At 67.5% G+C, this 15898-nt stretch carries 14 protein-coding genes; 4 read left to right on the top strand and 10 right to left on the bottom strand.

Annotation, left to right across the window (positions count from 1 at the left end; translation table 11 throughout):
• The 5 genes from LI94_RS15585 to LI94_RS15565 all read right to left on the bottom strand — a co-directional run.
• Positions 1-1264 (bottom strand): malate synthase G (locus LI94_RS15585; RefSeq protein ID WP_046301745.1); only part of this gene is annotated, 1264 nt, incomplete at its 3' end.
• 49 nt (positions 1265-1313) lie between these two features.
• A complete protein-coding gene (locus LI94_RS15580) occupies positions 1314-2195 on the bottom strand; it encodes a hypothetical protein (RefSeq protein WP_046301744.1) in 882 nt (293 codons plus the stop codon).
• Positions 2188-3249, bottom strand: a complete 1062-nt coding sequence (locus tag LI94_RS15575) for a hemolysin family protein (RefSeq protein WP_046301743.1) — start codon at positions 3247-3249, stop codon at positions 2188-2190. The genes LI94_RS15580 and LI94_RS15575 overlap by 8 nt, the downstream gene beginning before the upstream one ends.
• A complete protein-coding gene (locus LI94_RS15570; protein ID WP_046301742.1) occupies positions 3242-4588 on the bottom strand; it encodes a hemolysin family protein in 1347 nt (448 codons plus the stop codon). The genes LI94_RS15575 and LI94_RS15570 overlap by 8 nt, the downstream gene beginning before the upstream one ends.
• A gap of 55 nt (positions 4589-4643) precedes the next feature.
• A complete protein-coding gene (locus LI94_RS15565) occupies positions 4644-6080 on the bottom strand; it encodes a GuaB1 family IMP dehydrogenase-related protein (protein ID WP_024442777.1) in 1437 nt (478 codons plus the stop codon).
• 808 nt (positions 6081-6888) lie between these two features.
• Between LI94_RS15565 and LI94_RS15560 the strand changes: the two genes are divergently transcribed.
• Genes LI94_RS15560 through LI94_RS15550 form a run of 3 tightly spaced genes read left to right on the top strand, consistent with a single transcriptional unit; the run spans position 6889 to position 9979 of the window.
• Positions 6889-7962, top strand: coding sequence for a histidine phosphatase family protein (locus LI94_RS15560; protein WP_024442778.1), 1074 nt, complete (start codon positions 6889-6891; stop codon positions 7960-7962).
• A gap of 12 nt (positions 7963-7974) precedes the next feature.
• A complete protein-coding gene (locus LI94_RS15555; RefSeq protein WP_046301747.1) occupies positions 7975-9081 on the top strand; it encodes a histidine phosphatase family protein in 1107 nt (368 codons plus the stop codon).
• 22 nt (positions 9082-9103) lie between these two features.
• Complete coding sequence (locus tag LI94_RS15550; RefSeq protein WP_152664837.1) at positions 9104-9979, top strand: alpha/beta hydrolase; 876 nt, start codon at positions 9104-9106, stop codon at positions 9977-9979.
• 4 nt (positions 9980-9983) lie between these two features.
• Here LI94_RS15550 and gndA read toward each other — a convergent pair whose 3' ends face one another.
• From gndA to LI94_RS15535, 3 genes are read right to left on the bottom strand one after another with little or no spacing between them, the layout of a single operon-like run.
• Positions 9984-11432 carry an NADP-dependent phosphogluconate dehydrogenase gene (gndA, locus tag LI94_RS15545; RefSeq protein ID WP_046301741.1) on the bottom strand — a complete coding sequence of 483 codons (1449 nt, stop codon included), beginning with the start codon at positions 11430-11432 and terminating at the stop codon, positions 9984-9986.
• A 55-nt stretch (positions 11433-11487) separates the two neighbouring features.
• Positions 11488-12426, bottom strand: coding sequence for a M56 family metallopeptidase (locus tag LI94_RS15540; RefSeq protein WP_046301740.1), 939 nt, complete (start codon positions 12424-12426; stop codon positions 11488-11490).
• Positions 12427-12440: 14 nt separating this feature from the next.
• Positions 12441-12857 carry a BlaI/MecI/CopY family transcriptional regulator gene (locus LI94_RS15535; protein ID WP_024442783.1) on the bottom strand — a complete coding sequence of 139 codons (417 nt, stop codon included), beginning with the start codon at positions 12855-12857 and terminating at the stop codon, positions 12441-12443.
• A 139-nt stretch (positions 12858-12996) separates the two neighbouring features.
• Between LI94_RS15535 and LI94_RS15530 the strand changes: the two genes are divergently transcribed.
• Positions 12997-13410, top strand: a complete 414-nt coding sequence (locus tag LI94_RS15530; protein WP_046301739.1) for a PaaI family thioesterase — start codon at positions 12997-12999, stop codon at positions 13408-13410.
• A gap of 50 nt (positions 13411-13460) precedes the next feature.
• Here the strand turns inward: LI94_RS15530 and LI94_RS15525 are convergent, their stop codons facing one another.
• Together LI94_RS15525 and LI94_RS15520 are read right to left on the bottom strand one after the other, a co-directional pair.
• Positions 13461-14846: an NAD(P)/FAD-dependent oxidoreductase gene (locus LI94_RS15525; RefSeq protein ID WP_046301738.1), complete on the bottom strand. Its 1386-nt coding sequence runs from the start codon at positions 14844-14846 to the stop codon at positions 13461-13463.
• A gap of 108 nt (positions 14847-14954) precedes the next feature.
• Positions 14955-15626, bottom strand: coding sequence for an SDR family oxidoreductase (locus LI94_RS15520; protein WP_046301737.1), 672 nt, complete (start codon positions 15624-15626; stop codon positions 14955-14957).
• Positions 15627-15898: the final 272 nt, after the last annotated feature.

Here is a 15898-nt window from a genome sequence, read left to right as displayed (position 1 = left end):
ATGTGTATAAGAGACAGCGGCTGAACAGCTCGGCGGTGAAGGCGACCTCGTCCGGGCCGTGCATCTTCGGCTTGACGATGTAGATCGACCCGGTGCGGCTGTTGACCAGCGGACCGTTGTCGTCAGAGGCCGTCAGGCCGTGCGATGCGATCAGCCCGGTGAACAGCGCGTCCTGGATGCCCTCGAACACCTCCGCGCCCGCGCTGGTGGTGATGGCGTCGTTGGTCATCAGGTGACCCACGTTGCGAACGAACATCAGGCTACGGCCCGGCAGGGTCAGGGTGCCCCCGTCCGGGGCGGTGAACTCCCGGTCGGCGGCCAGGGTGCGGGTGAAGCTCTTGTCGCCCTTGCTGACCTGCTCAGACAGGTCGCCGCGGTTCAGCCCCAGCCAGTTGCGGTAGCCGAGCACCTTGTCCTCGGCATCCCCCGCGGCCACCGAGTCCTCGAAGTCCATGATCGTGGTGACCGCCGATTCGAGCACCACGTCTTTGATGCCGGCGGAGTCGGTGGACCCGATCGGCGAGGCCGGGTCGATCAGAATTTCGATGTGCAGCCCGTGGTGGCACAGCAGCACCGACGACGGCGAGGCGGCCTCACCGGTGTAGCCGACGAATTCCGCCGGTGCGGCCACCGCCGTCTCCAGCCCGTCGCCCAGGGTGACCACCAGCGCGCCGTCGTTCACCGCGAAACTCTTGACCTCGGTCCAGGCGCCGTTGGCCAGCGGCACGGAGTCGTCGAGGAACCGGCGGGCATAGGCGATCACCTTGTCGCCGCGCACCGGGTTGTATCCCGTTCCCTTCTCGGCGCCGTCGTCTTCGCTGATCACGTCGGTGCCGTAGAGAGCGTCGTACAGGGAGCCCCAGCGGGCGTTGGCGGCATTGAGCGCGAACCGGGCGTTGAGCACCGGGACCACCAGTTGTGGGCCGGCCTGCACCGCGATCTCGTCGTCGACACCGGCCGTGGTGACGGTGAAGTCCTCGGGTTCGGGAAGCAGGTAGCCGATCTCGGTGAGGAAGGCCCGGTACGCCTCGGTGTCCAGCGGCTCGATGACCCGGTGCCGGTGCCACTTGTCGATCTGCGCCTGCAGCTCGTCGCGACGCGCCAGCAATTCCTGGTTCTTAGGCGTCAGATCGGTGACGACTTTGTCCACGCCGGCCCAGAAGCTGTCCGGGTCGACGCCGGTGCCCGGCAGGGCCTCGTCGGTGATGAAGTCATACAGCACGCGTGCGACCTGCAGGTCGCCCACCGACACCCGGTCCGTCATGATTTCCTCCCTCATAGCCGACCTACCACCTTACCGGCAGGTCGCGAGGCTATTCGCATCCTGCGATTTCTGTCAGTAGGTCGCACCGATCCAACAGTGCGGTCCGCAGCGGTGCGGCGCGGTGTGCGATCTCGCTTTGGCAGCGCACGTATTCGGCACGGCCGGCCGCGTTTTCGATGGTGATCGGCGCATAACCGTAGTGGCTCAGGTCATAGGGGCTGGCGCGCATGTCGATCTCGCGCGCCGACGCAGCCAGCTCCAGGCAGGACAGCAGCAGTTCGGAGTCGATCAGCGGACCCAGCTTGTAGCACCACTTGTAGATGTCCATGTTGGCGTGCAGGCAACCCGGTTGCTCCCAAGCGATTTGGGTGGCCCGGCTCGGCGTCGCGGCGTTGCGCGGCGCCGCTGCCGGGGTGAAGAAGCGGACCGCGTCGAAGTGCGTGCAGCGCAGCGGAATTGACTCAACCACCGCGTCGGTCTCGGCCGCACTCAGCCGCAGGGGAACATGACCGTGGCGCACCGTGTCGCCGCGATACACCATTGCCCACTCGTGCAGGCCGAAGCAGTTCAGCTGGGCCGGCCGTTCGCCGGTGGCGCGCAACAGTCGTGCGATGAACGCCACGGTGTCGACTCGCTCACGCAGATAATCCGCGTGCACGCCGACCCGGCCGTCGCGCACCGCGTAGCCGCGCCGTGCGCGGTAGTCGCGCACCGCCTGCGGCCCGGCCAGTGCCACACCGAAGCCGGGATTCCAGTTGCGCAACTGCGCCGGCCGCAGGCTGTAGTAGCTGAACAGGAATTTCGGCACCGGGTCGCCTGCCGCGATCCGGCGCAGCAGCGGGGCCAGAAAGTTCTCCAGGCGCTGCCGGTAGTCCTCGGCCCGGGCTTGCCACTGCCGGGCTTGCAGAACTCGTTCCGCCAGGTCAAACACGGTGCGTCCCGTCGCGGACGGTGCCGACGACGTCCTCGACCATGTCTTCGAGGGTCACCATCGCCACCGCCGTCCCGTCGTCGCCGACCGCCAGCGCCAGATGGCTGTTATGGCGACGCAGCCGCGACAACGCATCGGCCAGCGGCAGCGAGGCGGGGATGCGCGGCAGCGGGCGCACAACGGCGACGTCGACGACAGCGTCCCCCGACCCGGTCGAGGTCTCGCCGAGCAACAGCACATCTTTGATGTGCAGGTAGCCGACGAATTCGCCCTGGTCGACGACCGGGAACCGGGAGTAACCGGTCTGGGAGAAGGCCTTTTCGATCGCCGACACCGTCGGGCCGCGCCCGGTGGCTGCCACCGGTACAGCGCGCATGTCACCGATCGGCAGCGCGACATCGGCGACCACCCGGGTGCGGATCTGCAGGGCGCGGGTCAATCGGGTGTACTCCTCGAGGTCGAGCAGACCCGCCGAGACCGACTCGGCGATCATCTCGCTCAACTCGACGGTGGACACCGTGATCTCCAGCTCATCCTTGGGCTCTACCCGCATGGCGCGCAGGGTGACGTTGGCACACCAGTTGTAGAAGACGATGAACGGCCGGGCCGCGGTCATGTAGACCAGGTAGGGCGGGATCAGCAGCATCGCCGCGGTCTCCGGGCCTGCCAGGGCGATGTTCTTCGGCACCATCTCGCCGAACAGCAGATGCAGCGCCACCACGATCGTCAAGGCAACGACGAACGCCACCGTGTGCAGCAGCGCGTCGGGTATTCCCGCCAGCCGAAACGCGGGCTCGAGCAGGTCGGCGACAGTCGGCTCACCGATGCGGCCGAGCAGGATCGAGCACACCGTGACACCCAACTGCGCCCCGGCCAGCATCCGGGACAGTTGCTCACCGGCCCGGATCACCGTGACCGCGCTTTGCCTGCCCTGTTCGGCCAGCGCCTCGAGCCGGTCGCGTCGCGCCGATATCAGGGCGAACTCGGCGGCGACGAAGAAGGCGTTCGCCGCGATCAGCAGCACGGTGAACGCGACGTTGAACAGATCAGCCATCGCCTGCCCCCAGATGGGTAAGTTCCAGCAGGTCGATACGCCGACCGTCCATCCGCACCACCCGGGCCAGCCAGCGGGGCGGGTGGGCAGAGAGCTCGTCGGGCTCGAACGCGGTCAACTCGACCGTCTCGCCGGCCTCCGGGATGTGGCCGAGTTCCTGCAATACCAGGCCGCCGATGGTCTCGTAGGAGCCCTCCGGTGCGCGGTAGCCGGTGGCGGCGGCCACCTCGTCGATGCGCAGCAGGCCCGACACCTGCCAACCGCCGGCGGAGGCCACCACGTCGGGGGTGGCGTCGTCGTGTTCGTCGCGGACATCACCGACGATCTCCTCGATGAGGTCCTCGAAGGTGACCATGCCGGCGGTGCCGCCGTATTCGTCGACGACCATGGCCACCTGCTGACCGTTTGCCCGGATCTGATCCATCACGGCGTCGCCGTCGAGGGTCGAGGGCACCACCGCGACCGGTTGGGCCACGGCCGTCACCGGGGTGGCTGCGCGATCGGCGACGGCGACCGCGAAAACCTGCTTGACGTGCACGATGCCGACGGTGGCGTCCAGATCGCCGTCGACCACGGGAAACTTGGAGAAACCGGTGTCGATGGCGACCGCGGCCAGATCGGCGACGGTGTCGCCGGCCTGCAGGCTCACGATCTTGGATCGCGGCGTCATCAGCTCGGCGGCGGTCAGGGCGCCGAATCGCAGTGACGCCTCCACCAAAGCAGCGGTGGTGGGGTCGAGGGCACCGCTGCGCGCCGAATTGCGCACCAGCGACGCCAGCTCGCGCGCTGAGCGGGCAGAGGCCGGCCGGTCGGCCGGCTCGATCCCGACTCGGCGCAGGATGCGGTTCGCCGTCCCGTTGGTCAGCCGGATCGCGATCGCGAACAGCCGGGAGAACAGCAGCTGCGGCCCCGCCACGGCGCGGGCGGTCGGCAGCGGTCGCGCCACCGCCAGGTTCTTGGGCACCAACTCGCCGAACACCATGGACAACGACGTGGCGATCACCAGCGCGAGGACCAGCGCAACCCCGCCGGTCGCCCGCTCGGACAGGCCCACGGCCGCCAGCGGCAGCCGTAGCCAGCGGGCCAGCACCGGTTCGGCCAGATAGCCGGTGGCCAGGGTGGTTATCGAGATGCCCAGCTGGGCGCCGGACAGCTGAAAGGACAGCGTGCGGTGGGCCTCTTTGATGTAGGCGTCCCGACGGCCGCCGCGATGGGCGTTGGCCTCCACGACGCTGCGTTCCAGGGTGGTCAGGGAGAACTCGGCGGCCACGAACACCGCGGTGCCCAGGGTCAGGATCGCGAACGCCAGCAGACTGGCCACCGTGACCGCGACGGTCATGGCGACATCCGGCGAGTTGTCCCGGAGCCGTTACGCCAGCTCGCGCCCATGGGTGTCACCAGCCGAACGGTAGCGGATGACCCTCGGCGAATCCCGCAGCTGACTGCACTCCCAGCACCACCCGGTCATGTAACTCGGCCAGGTCGGCCGCCCCGACGTAGGTGCAGGTGCTGCGCAGGCCCGAGGTGATGTGGTCCAGCAGATCTTCGACGCCGCCGCGTTCGGGGTCCACCGCCATCCGCGACGTCGAGATGCCTTCCTCGAACAATGCCTTGCGGGCGCGGTCGAACGCACTGTCAGCGGCGGTGCGCGCGGCCACCGCGCGTTTGGACGCCATTCCGTAGCTTTCCTTGTACGGCCTGCCGTCGCGGTCGAACATCAGATCCCCGGGAGACTCATAGGTCCCGGCGAACCAGGAGCCGATCATCACGTTCGACGCTCCGGCGGCCACCGCCAGCGCGACGTCGCGGGGATGGCGCACCCCGCCGTCGGCCCACACGTGTGCGCCGAGCTCGCGGGCCGCGGCCGCACATTCGACGACTGCGGAGAACTGGGGGCGGCCCACGCCGGTCATCATCCGGGTCGTGCACATGGCGCCGGGCCCGACACCGACTTTGACGATGTCGGCGCCCGCGGCGATCAGGTCCCGGGTGCCCTCGGCCGACACCACGTTGCCGGCCACCAGGGGCACGCCCGGCTTCAGTGCCGCGACCGCGCGGATGGCCTGCACGGCCTTCTCCTGATGCCCGTGGGCGGTGTCGATGACCAGCAGGTCCACGCCGGCCGACAGCAGGGCTGCCGCCCGAGACGTGACGTCGCCGGTGATGCCGACGGCGGCTGCGACTCGTAAGCGCCCGGATCCGTCGGTCGCCGGCGTGTAGATCCCGGCCCGAATCGCGCCGGTGCGGGTCAACACGCCGGCCAGGGTGCCGTCGGGATTGGTCAGCACCGCGACGTCGACGGGCGCGTGCTCCAAAAGTTCGAACACGCCGCGCGCATCGGTGCCCACCGGCGCGCTGATCAGCTCGGCGAGCGCGACATCACGGACCCGGGTGAAGCGATCCACGCCCTCGCAGCACGCCCTGGTGACCAAGCCGGTGGGCCGGCCGTCGACCGCCACCACCGCGACCCCGTGCGCACGTTTGGTGATCAAGGCCATCGCGTCGGAGACCGAGTCGTCGGGGGAGAGCACGACCGGGGTGTCGGCGACCAGGTCGCGACTCTTCACGAAGGCCACGGTGTGGCTCGCGGCGTCGATCGGCAGATCCTGGGGCAGCACCACGATCCCGCCGCGGCGCGCCACCGTCTCGGCCATCCGTCGGCCGGCCACCGCGGTCATGTTGGCAACCACCACGGGGATGGTGGTGCCCGACCCGTCCCGGGTGGACAGGTCGACGTCCAGCCGTGAGTCGACGGCCGAGCGGTTGGGGACGATGAAGACGTCGTTGTAGGTCAGGTCGTGGGTGGGGTCATATCCGCTGACGAATCTCATCGGGCGGCCACCACCGGTCTGTCGGGTTCCGAAGAGCCCATCTATTCGCCTCCACACGTCGTGAGCCGGACTCCGGCATCCGCCGGACAACGCCATTTCGGCCCGGTCAGCCACGGTACCGCCCGCGCGACGGGGGATACCACTTGCCGGGGTCGTTGAGTTACCGAACGAAAAATTGATCTTCCTCACAGCAGGATCGTCGGTTAACATCATGACAACGTTCAGGGGGCCTTGATGATAGTTAGCTGCTCTCGGTGGGAGCCGGCAATAACGGCCCCCGGTGCAGCTTCTTGTGTCCTATCGATCGTCCCCCGAGTTTGTCCTCCGCAGGCGTTCGATGCCGCCGCGGAAAGACGGGAATGTCGCGTCGAGGGCTATCTGCAACGCAAGCTGCACCGGCAGTGGCGCAACCGGGGATCATAGCCGTCTGTTCGGGCTCGAGATCGTCTACAGGGATTCACGCCCCTGCGTCTTATTTGGGTTACAGCACAAGGAATATCGGGCAAACCTGGCTTCTGCTGACGAGCAGATCCGGCCAGCATCGGCGCTCCGGTGCGCCTTGCCGATTCCGGTGCCACAGCGTCCCCATCCCACGGCGGGAACGGTGAGCGAGATGCACGATCTCGCGCAGCTCTGAACGTGGTCGTGGTCGGCTGAGCCAACGCAATCCAGCGGTGCGGATCGCGTGATCATCGGAGTCCTATTTAGCAGTTAGCTCGCGTACCGCTAAATAGCGGTCATGTTCCTGAAATCCAGCCTAGGAATCGTAAATGCCAACCGCCAATATCGCCTAAAAGAGGTGCCCATAATGCAGGCAAGCCACGTTGTGTCCCTCACCGCCGGCGCCGCCCTGCTCGGCGGCATCGCCGTCGCTCCGGTTCCCGCGCCGCCGGCCCCGTCGACCGCGGCCGCATTCGCCATCCAGCTCACAAGCGGTGACGCCCAAGACATCGTCATCGACTTCGTGCGGCACGCAGAAATGATCTCGCCGTACGAAAACATGCTCACCCCCTCCCCGGATCATCCCGGGGCGCCGCTCAGCGAACTCGGACAGCAACAGGCGTCCGACGTCGGGCACCAGCTCTTCAACGAGCTTGGCCAGGTCGCCGGCCTCTTCGCCGGGCAGGGTCTCCGGGTGACGGAAACCGCCGCGCCGTTCGCTGATCTGGTGGGCATGACCCCGCAGTTATTGCCCCAACTCGACGAGGTTGACAGCGGAACCTACGCGCTCGATCCCATTGAAAGCCTCGGCGGCCGCCTGGCCTTTCTGACCGTGGCCGGCTGGACGTTGGGAGCGCCGCTGGGGTTGGCACTACTGCCAGGCCCGGGCTCGCACGACGCGAACGGGATCGTCATGGGTGAAAGATTCGACGACGGTGTTCAAACAATGTATGACCACGCCCTGGCCAACAGCGACGTCATCAGCGACAACGGTCAGGTCACTGATGTCGCGTTCACCAGCACAGCGTCGATCTTCACGTGGGTGATGCAGAACGTCGACAACCCCGACCTGCCGTTCTTCCTGGACCTCATCAAAGAGGCAAACAGTGTCCCGAACGGCCAGACGACCATTTTCCTGCCCAACACCGCCATCGTCGAAGTCGAGGGCAACCCCACCGACGGCTGGACGCTGGTCAGCTGGGACGGGCACGCCATCGCGGAGAATCCGGATCTGCTGAGCGCGCTGTTCGTCGACGTGCGCGACGTGATGCTGCCGGCGCAAGCGGCGCTCTGGCACATCTGGGAAGCCGTCCTCGGCGGTGATCCGGCCACGATCATGACCGCGGTGCAGACCGGCTTCGACGACGTCGGCTCGGCACTGGTCCAGTTCCCGGGTTCGGTATTCACCGACATCATCGATGCCATCGGAAATCTCGGTTAGGAGGTGGCCGCCATGCAGATATCTTCGATCTGTCCGGTTGCCGCCGGTGTCGCCCTCGTAGGAGCCGGTGTCATCGCCGTCGTTCCGGCGGCGCAACCCGGCGGCGCGGTTTCCGGCATTACGCTGGCCGTCGGCGAGACCCAGGACATCGTGATCGACATCGTTCGGCACGGACAACGGATGCCGCCGTTCAACGATGTCATCACTCCTTCGCCGGACCACCCGGGGCCGCAGCTCAGCGATCTCGGCGTGCAGCAGGCGCAGGACGTGGCCAACAAGCTCTACGACCAGCTCGGCGACCAGGTCGCGGGGATCTTCTCCGGACAGGCCATCAGAGACATGGACACCGCAGCGCCGTTCGCCGCCCTCGAACACATGACGACACAGATTCTGCCCGGGCTCAACGAGATCGACAGCGGCATCTACGCCGGTCAGCCGATCGCCAGCCTGGCCGGGTTCCTGTACCAGTTCACGCCCATGCTGTGGACGTTGTTCGGACTGGTGCTGGCGCCCATCCCGGGATCGGTCGAGGACCCCAACGGGGTGGTCATGAATCAGAACTTCACGGGCGCCGTCAACGCGATGTACAGCGCTGCGATGGCCAACCCGGTCGTCAGCGACAACGGCGATATCACCGCGGTGGCCTTCAACAACGAAGCCGACATCGCCGCCTGGGTGGCGCTCAACGTCAAGAACCCCGATATCTCGCTGTTGTTGCCGCTGACGTTGCAGACGATGTTCGCCAACGACGATGGATCGCCGCTGTTGCCCAACACCGGCATTGTGCAGATCGAGGGCAACCCCACCGACGGCTGGACGCTGGTCAGCTGGAACGGGATTGCAGTCCCTGAAGACCCGGGACTGCTGACGAAGCTGATCATGGACGTGCGTGACCTGATCACCACACCGCAGGTTGCTGCGTGGAACTTGTATCAGGCGCTGCTGGGCGGCGACGCGACCACCATCGGTGACGTGCTGCAGACCGGACTGCACGACATCAGCACGACGTTCCTCGGATTCCCCGAGGCGGTGCTCAACGACATCTCCGACGCATTGTCGAATCTCGGGTCGGCCGACGCGGCCGGCTCGGCGTTTGCCGATCTGCTGGCGCTGATCTGAGGTGCAGCGCACAATGACCGCGATGACGAATGCGGCGTGGCGAAGCAGTGTGAGCGACTGGCAAGACGGTGGCCGGTGGGTGTCTACCGACGCGGGCCGGCTGTTTGTGCGATCAAGTGCGGGGGAGGGGCCGACTGTCTTACTGCTGCACGGCTTTCCGTCCTGCTCCTACGATTTCCGATCGGTCGTGGACCGCTTGGCCGGCCGCTCCTGGTTGACGATGGACTTCCTCGGGTTCGGATTGTCGGACAAGCCGCGCTCACATCGCTACAGCCTGTTCGAACAGGCCGACCTGGTGGAGCAGGTGGTGGCATCGAGCGCATCGGGTCCGGTGGTGTTGGCCGCCCACGACATGGGCACCTCGGTGGCCACTGAACTGTTGGCCCGCGATCTCGAAGGCGCTCTGACCTTCGACCTGCAACGTGCGGTGCTGACCAATGGCAGCGTGATCTTGGAGCGGGCCAGTCTGCGGCCGATCCAGAAGGTGCTGCGTGGCCCGTTCGGCGCTGTCGCCGCCCGGCTGACGAATCGGCGCAGCTTTGTTCGCGGCTTCGGTCGACTGTTCAGCCCCCAGCACCCGCTGACCTCCGATGAGGCCGCCGCGCAGTGGGCCCTGCTGACCCACAACGGCGGAAACCGGATCGCGCACCTGCTCTCGGCCTATCTCGACGAACGGGTGCGGTATGCGCACCGTTGGCACGGTGCAGTGCGCGACTGGCCCAAGCCGCTGGGCTTCGTGTGGGGCCTGGATGATCCGGTCGCCACCACTAATGTGCTCGAGGGCCTGCGGCAGTTGCGCCCGGCCGCCGATGTCGTGGAACTGCCCGGGCTGGGCCACTATCCGCAGATCGAGGAACCGCAGGCGTTCACCGACGGCGTGCTGGGGCTGTTGGTTTAGGCCGCTAGACCGGAACTTCGCTGCGGTCGGCGCTCCACAGCGTGTGGAACTTGCCGTCCGAGTCCGTCCGCCCGTAGCTGTGCGCGCCGAAATAGTCGCGCTGGGCCTGGGTCAGCGCAGCCGGCAGCCGCTCGGTCCGCAGGCCGTCGTAGTAGGCCAGGGCCGAGGAGAAACCAGGGGCCGGGATACCCAGGCTCACGGCCGTGGTCACCACCCGGCGCCAGGAGTCGATGGCAGCTTCGACCGCGCTGCGGAAATACGGTGCGGCCAGCAGGCTCACCAGGTCGGCGTCGGTGTCGAAGGCCTCTTTGATGCGGTTGAGGAACTTCGCGCGAATGATGCAGCCGCCCCGCCAGATGGTCGCCAGGTCACCCGGGGTGACATTCCAGCCGTACTCGGCGCTGCCGGCCTGAATCTGGTTGAAGCCCTGCGCATACGCGACGATCTTGGAGGCATACAGCGCCTGGCGAACGTCCTCGGTGAACTGTGCCGTGTCCGCGGGGCGTTCGCCGAGGTTTCCGGCGGCCAGGCCTACCGCGGCGCGACGCTGCGGGACCGAGCCCGACAGCGCCCGGGCGAAGACCGCCTCGGCGATGCCGGTAACCGGAACCCCCAGGTCCAGAGCGGACTTGACGGTCCAGCGGCCGGTGCCCTTCTGCTCGGCTTCGTCGACGATGACGTCGACCAGCGGCTGGCCGGTCTTGGCATCGACCTGTCGCAGCACCTCAGCGGTGATCTCGACCAGGTAGCTGTCCAGCTCGCCGGCGTTCCACTCGGTGAACACTTCGGCGATCTGCGGTGCGGTCAGGCCCAGCCCGTCGCGCAGCAGCTGGTAGGCCTCACCGATCAGCTGCATGTCGGAGTACTCGATGCCGTTGTGCACCATCTTCACGAAGTGCCCCGCGCCGTCCGGACCGATGTGGGTGCAGCACGGCACCCCGTCGACGTGGGCGGAGATCTCCTCGAGTAGTGGCCCCAGCGACTCGTAGGACTTCTTGGGGCCGCCCGGCATGATCGAGGGCCCGTTGAGGGCGCCTTCCTCGCCGCCGGAGATCCCGGCCCCGACGAAGTGCAGGCCACGGGCGGCCATCGCCTTCTCCCGGCGGATGGTGTCGGTGTAGAGCGCGTTGCCGCCGTCGATGATGATGTCACCGGGTTCCATCGCGTCGGCGAGTTCGTTGATGACGGCGTCGGTCGGGTCACCGGCCTTGACCATGATCAGCACTCGGCGCGGCTTCTCAAGGGCGGCAAGGAATTCCGGAATCGTCTCGCTGCGCACGAAGTTGCCTTCGGAGCCGTAGGCGTCGAGCAGTGCGTCGGTTTTGGCGACCGACCGGTTGTGCAACGCCACGGTGTAGCCGTGGCGGGCGAAGTTGCGCGCGATGTTGGATCCCATGACTGCCAGTCCGGTCACGCCGATCTGGGCGGTGCCAACAACGTCCGACGCGCTCATGTATTCGCCTCTCGGTGGTAGGTGATTCGATGCCCGGCACGCCGGACGGCGCAGGTTACCCCGCGATCAGTCGGTGCAACTCGGTGAGCCACGGTACCGCCAGCGCCACCGTGGGCACCGTCAGGACCCCGGCCGCGGCCGAATAGGCGGCAGCGGCCAGCGCCGGGCTGTTGCCCTGTCCCGACAACCGTTGCACGCGCAGCACCGTGTTGGTGCCGCCGGCTGCCAGCGCACCGGCGGGCACTTTGGTTGAGGCACAGGTCACCAGAGCGCGAGCCAGGGGTGGAGCACCGGCCACCCGAACGGCCGCGTCGTCGGCGAGCAGTTCTATCAACAGCCGTACCGCGTCGAGGGCGCTGGCGCTCCGCACGAACCAGGGGAACGCGGTGTGCACGGCCGAGAACGCTTCGAGTACCAGGTCGTGCCGCGCACGCAGATGGGCCCGCTCATGACAGAGCAGCGCGGCCAACTCGGTGTCACCGAGCGCGTCCAGCGTGCCGGAACTGACCACCACCCGGCTCCGCACGCCCGGCAGGCAGTAGGCGAGTGGCTGCACCACCTGCAGAATCCGCAGTCCACTGGTGCGCACGGCGGGCGGACGGTCGGTGACACTGACCAGGTCGACGAGCATGCGGTGGTGGGCCCGACGCTGCCGGGTACGGATCGCGACCCGCAACACCGTCCACGTGAGGCGCATCCCGACCATGAGGGTCAACACGAAGACCGCGACGTAGAAGGTCCACAGCGGCCAACCCAAACGATCCAGGGAGCCGAGGATGGTCGAGGTGGGGCGGCCGTCCGGGCCGGGCATCAGCAGGCGGCTCGCGGTGGCGAGGCCCGCGCTGAACGCGGACAGCACCGCGGCAATGGCGATGGCCTGCCAGAGCACCAACGCGGCCCGCGGAGCGCGAAGCGGCCAGTCAGCGCGCGCCAGCAGGGCAGGTACCGGCCCTACGAGCAACAGCGCGACGATGGAAAAGGCCAGCGCGGACACGCTGTAAGTCTCCCTCAGGACGCAGGTCGGCCGCTACCTGGGAGGCGGATGCGATGTTTGGCCTCCAGTTCGTCCAGCGCACGCCGCAACGCGTCGGCCTCGTCGACGCCGACGCGTTCGACGAAATGCACCAGCGCAGCGCGGCGGTCGCCCGAGTCGGCGGCCTGGTCGAGTGCCTCCACCATCAGCCCGGCAACCAATTCGTCGCGGCCCCGGACCGGTGTGTAGCGGTGTGCACGGTCATCGCGAATCTGCGACACCAGGTTCTTCTTGGCCAGTCGCTGCAGGACCGTCATCACGGTCGTGTATGCCAGGTCGCGCTGCGCTGACAGCGCCTCGTGGACCTCGCGCACCGTCTGAGATTCCGGAGATGACCACAGGTGGTCCATCACCGCTCGCTCCAAGTCCCCTAAATGGGTCTGCTTCGCCATGTCTGTTATCAACTCCCCGGGCAACGGAGCAAGCCTACCCTCAATTACTACCGGGCGTCGTATCAGAAGCTGAGCGTCTGCTGCGACCCCGGTGTGACGGGAGCGGATCGTCCGCGCGGGCATCGTGTAGAACCATCACATGGCAGCCACCGGGTTTCCGTCCGACTTCTCCTCGCCCTTCGACTCCGAGATCGGCCTGGTCTACACCGACGTCGGCCCGGACGGAGCGCACGCCACATTGGAGCTTCAGCCCAAACTCTGCCAGCCGGCGGGCATCGTGCACGGCGGCGTGTACTGCTCGATCATCGAAAGTGTGGCCAGCGTTTCGGCGCACGCCTGGCTCAACCGCGACGGTGGCGACCCGGCCGGCACCGTCGTCGGGGTCAACAACAACACCGACTTCCTAAGGGCGGTCTCGTCGGGAACCGTCTATGCCGCGTCCACCCCGATTCACCGCGGCCGGCGCCAGCAGCTGTGGTTGGTGACGATCACCGGTGCCGACGAGCGGGTGCTCGCCCGCGGCCAGGTGCGGTTGCAGAACCTGTCGGAGTAGACGGTCAATACGGGGCAGGCGCCGCTGGGTCAACGGCGCCGGCCGCGCCGCTAGCTGACCGCGCGCTCGGCCCCGCGTTGCGCCTCGGCCGCCAGCACTTCGAGCTGCTCCAGGCGTGTTCTGGCGAAAGCCTGCTGCTCGGTGATGGTGAGCTGGCCGCGCCGGGTGCTCAGGAAGGTCACGTTCCACGACAGCAGCGTGCTGATCTTGTTCTTGAACCCGACCAGGTAGATCAGGTGCAGCCCCAGCCAGGCCAGCCAGGCCAGGAAACCGCTGAACTCCAGCGGCCCGATCTTGGTGACCGCGGAGAACCGGGACACGGTGGCCATCGAGCCCTTGTCCAGGTACTGGAAGGGCTCCCGGTCGGCCGGGTCGGCGCCGCCCAGCTCAGCCTTGATGGTGCTGGCGGCGTGCTTGGCGCCCTGGATGGCGCCCTGCGCCATCCCTGGGACACCGTCGACGGCCGCCATGTCGCCGACGACGAAGACGTTCGGGTGCCCCGGCACGGACAGATCCGGCAACACCTTGACCCGCCCGGCGCGGTCGAGCTCGACGTCAGACTGCTCCGCGAGATCGCGGCCCAGCGGGCTGGCCGACACACCGGCGGACCACACCTTGCACTGGGATTCGATCCGCCGGATCTTGCCGTCGGCATCCTTGACGGTCAGTCCGTTGCGGTCGACGTCGGTGACCATGGCGCCGAGCTGGATCTCCACACCCATCTTCTGCAGCCGCTCGGCGGCCCGTCGGCCCAGCTTCTCGCCCATCGGCGGCAGCACGGCCGGAGCGGCGTCAAGCAGGATCACCCGCGCCCTGGTCGAGTCGATGTTGCGGAACGCACCCTTGAGTGTGTAGTTGGCCAATTCGGCGATCTGCCCGGCCATTTCGACGCCGGTGGGGCCCGCGCCGACCACGGTGAAGGTCAGCAACTTCTCCCGCCGGGCTTCATCTCGGGACCGCTCGGCTTGTTCGAAGGCGCTCAGGATGCGGCCCCGCAACTCCAGCGCGTCGTCGATGGTCTTCATGCCCGGCGCGAACTCGGCGAACTGGTCGTTGCCGAAATAGGACTGCCCCGCGCCGGCCGCGATGATCAGGCTGTCGAACGGGGTGTCGTAGGTGTGGCCGAGCACCTCGGAGGTGACGAACTTGCCGGCCAGGTCGATGCGGGTGACATCGCCGAGCAGCACCTGCGCGTTGCGCTGCTTGCGCAGGACAACGCGGGTGGACGGCGCGATCTCACCCTCGGACAGGATGCCCGTCGCAACCTGGTACAGCAGGGGCTGGAACAGGTGGTGAGTGGTGCGGGCGATCAACTTGACGTCGACGTCGGCGCGCTTGAGCTTCTTCGCCGCGGTCAACCCACCGAATCCCGAGCCGATGATGACGACCTGGTGGCGTCGGCTCTGCTGCGCAGTGACTTCAGGCTGGGCGCTCATGGGAATCCGGTTGCTCCTCGACGGTGACTGCGTTCCCCCAATACGCTAGTCGACCTAAAAGGCGGTCACCGCATCCAGTGGTTGTGGGATTAGCCACTCCCGTCACAGTCAGGCAAAGCAGGCCAGCGCCCCGTGGCCGACGTGCAGCGTCTGACCGGTGATGTGCCGGGCAGCCGGCGAGGTCAAAAATACCGCGAGACGGGCGATTTCAGCGGCCCCGGTGGGCGGCACACGGGTCAGTCCGTCGTAGCCCGGCCGGGCGCCTTCGCCGGCGGCCACCACGTTGACGGTGATTCCGCGGGTGCCGAACGTAGCGGCCTGGCCGGCGGTCCAGTTCGACAATGCGGCCTTGACCGCGGCGTCGGCACCGCCGTCGCGGGGGTTTTCCGGCAGCACCGAGATGATCGAGCCGCCAGAGCGCAGGTGGTCGCCGATGGTACCGACGGTCAGCACCGCCGAGAGCACTGTGGCGTCGAGCGCGCTGCGCCAGGCGCTGGCCTGGTCGGCCAGCGAATAGCCGCGCGGGTCGCCGCCCTGCCAGCGTGGTGCCGGGACGTTGACGATGGTGTCGAGGTGGTGCGGAAACAACCCGCGGGCAGCCAGCATGCTTGCCGGGTCGGTGTTGTCGCAGACGACCGCATTGGCGTCGAGTTCTTTGGCGGCGACCTCGAGCTCGGGGCCGCGCAAACCGGCGAGCGTCACCTTGTGGCCAGCCTCGCTGAAACCCTCGGCAACGGTGCGACCCAATTCGGTGTCACCACCGGTGACCAGCACATCCATCGGTAGGTCCTCCTTGTGTTCCGAGCTATGTTACTGGACGGTAGCCGGTTTGCGGGGATGGGGCGGAACTCGGCACAGACACGATCCGGCCACAGTCCGGGGTGCACCGGGATCGACCCGCCGCGCGCCGCTTCGCGCCGCTTGCGATCGCCGCTGTGTTGACGGCGGCGACCCGCCGCGCGTCGCTTCGCGCCGCTTGCGATCGCCGCTGTGTTGACGGCGGCGACCCGCCGCGCGCCGCTTCGCGCCGCTTGCGATCGCCGCTGTGTTGA

It is taken from the genome of Mycobacterium sp. UM_Kg27 (assembly GCF_000972905.1).
GTDB lineage: Bacteria > Actinomycetota > Actinomycetes > Mycobacteriales > Mycobacteriaceae > Mycobacterium.
This window is presented reverse-complemented; position numbering and strand designations above follow the sequence as displayed.

What these genes read in the sequence shown, in the direction of transcription:
- LI94_RS15575 (WP_046301743.1), bottom strand. Translation starts at nt 3,249, where the DNA reads ATGGCTGATCTGTTCAACGTCGCGTTCACCGTGCTGCTGATCGCGGCG.
- LI94_RS15560 (WP_024442778.1), top strand. Translation starts at nt 6,889, where the DNA reads ATGCAGGCAAGCCACGTTGTGTCCCTCACCGCCGGCGCCGCCCTGCTC.
- LI94_RS15525 (WP_046301738.1), bottom strand. Translation starts at nt 14,846, where the DNA reads ATGAGCGCCCAGCCTGAAGTCACTGCGCAGCAGAGCCGACGCCACCAG.
- LI94_RS15550 (WP_152664837.1), top strand. Translation starts at nt 9,104, where the DNA reads ATGACGAATGCGGCGTGGCGAAGCAGTGTGAGCGACTGGCAAGACGGT.
- gndA (WP_046301741.1), bottom strand. Translation starts at nt 11,432, where the DNA reads ATGAGCGCGTCGGACGTTGTTGGCACCGCCCAGATCGGCGTGACCGGA.
- LI94_RS15520 (WP_046301737.1), bottom strand. Translation starts at nt 15,626, where the DNA reads ATGGATGTGCTGGTCACCGGTGGTGACACCGAATTGGGTCGCACCGTT.
- LI94_RS15535 (WP_024442783.1), bottom strand. Translation starts at nt 12,857, where the DNA reads ATGGCGAAGCAGACCCATTTAGGGGACTTGGAGCGAGCGGTGATGGAC.
- LI94_RS15555 (WP_046301747.1), top strand. Translation starts at nt 7,975, where the DNA reads ATGCAGATATCTTCGATCTGTCCGGTTGCCGCCGGTGTCGCCCTCGTA.
- LI94_RS15565 (WP_024442777.1), bottom strand. Translation starts at nt 6,080, where the DNA reads ATGAGATTCGTCAGCGGATATGACCCCACCCACGACCTGACCTACAAC.
- LI94_RS15530 (WP_046301739.1), top strand. Translation starts at nt 12,997, where the DNA reads ATGGCAGCCACCGGGTTTCCGTCCGACTTCTCCTCGCCCTTCGACTCC.
- LI94_RS15570 (WP_046301742.1), bottom strand. Translation starts at nt 4,588, where the DNA reads ATGACCGTCGCGGTCACGGTGGCCAGTCTGCTGGCGTTCGCGATCCTG.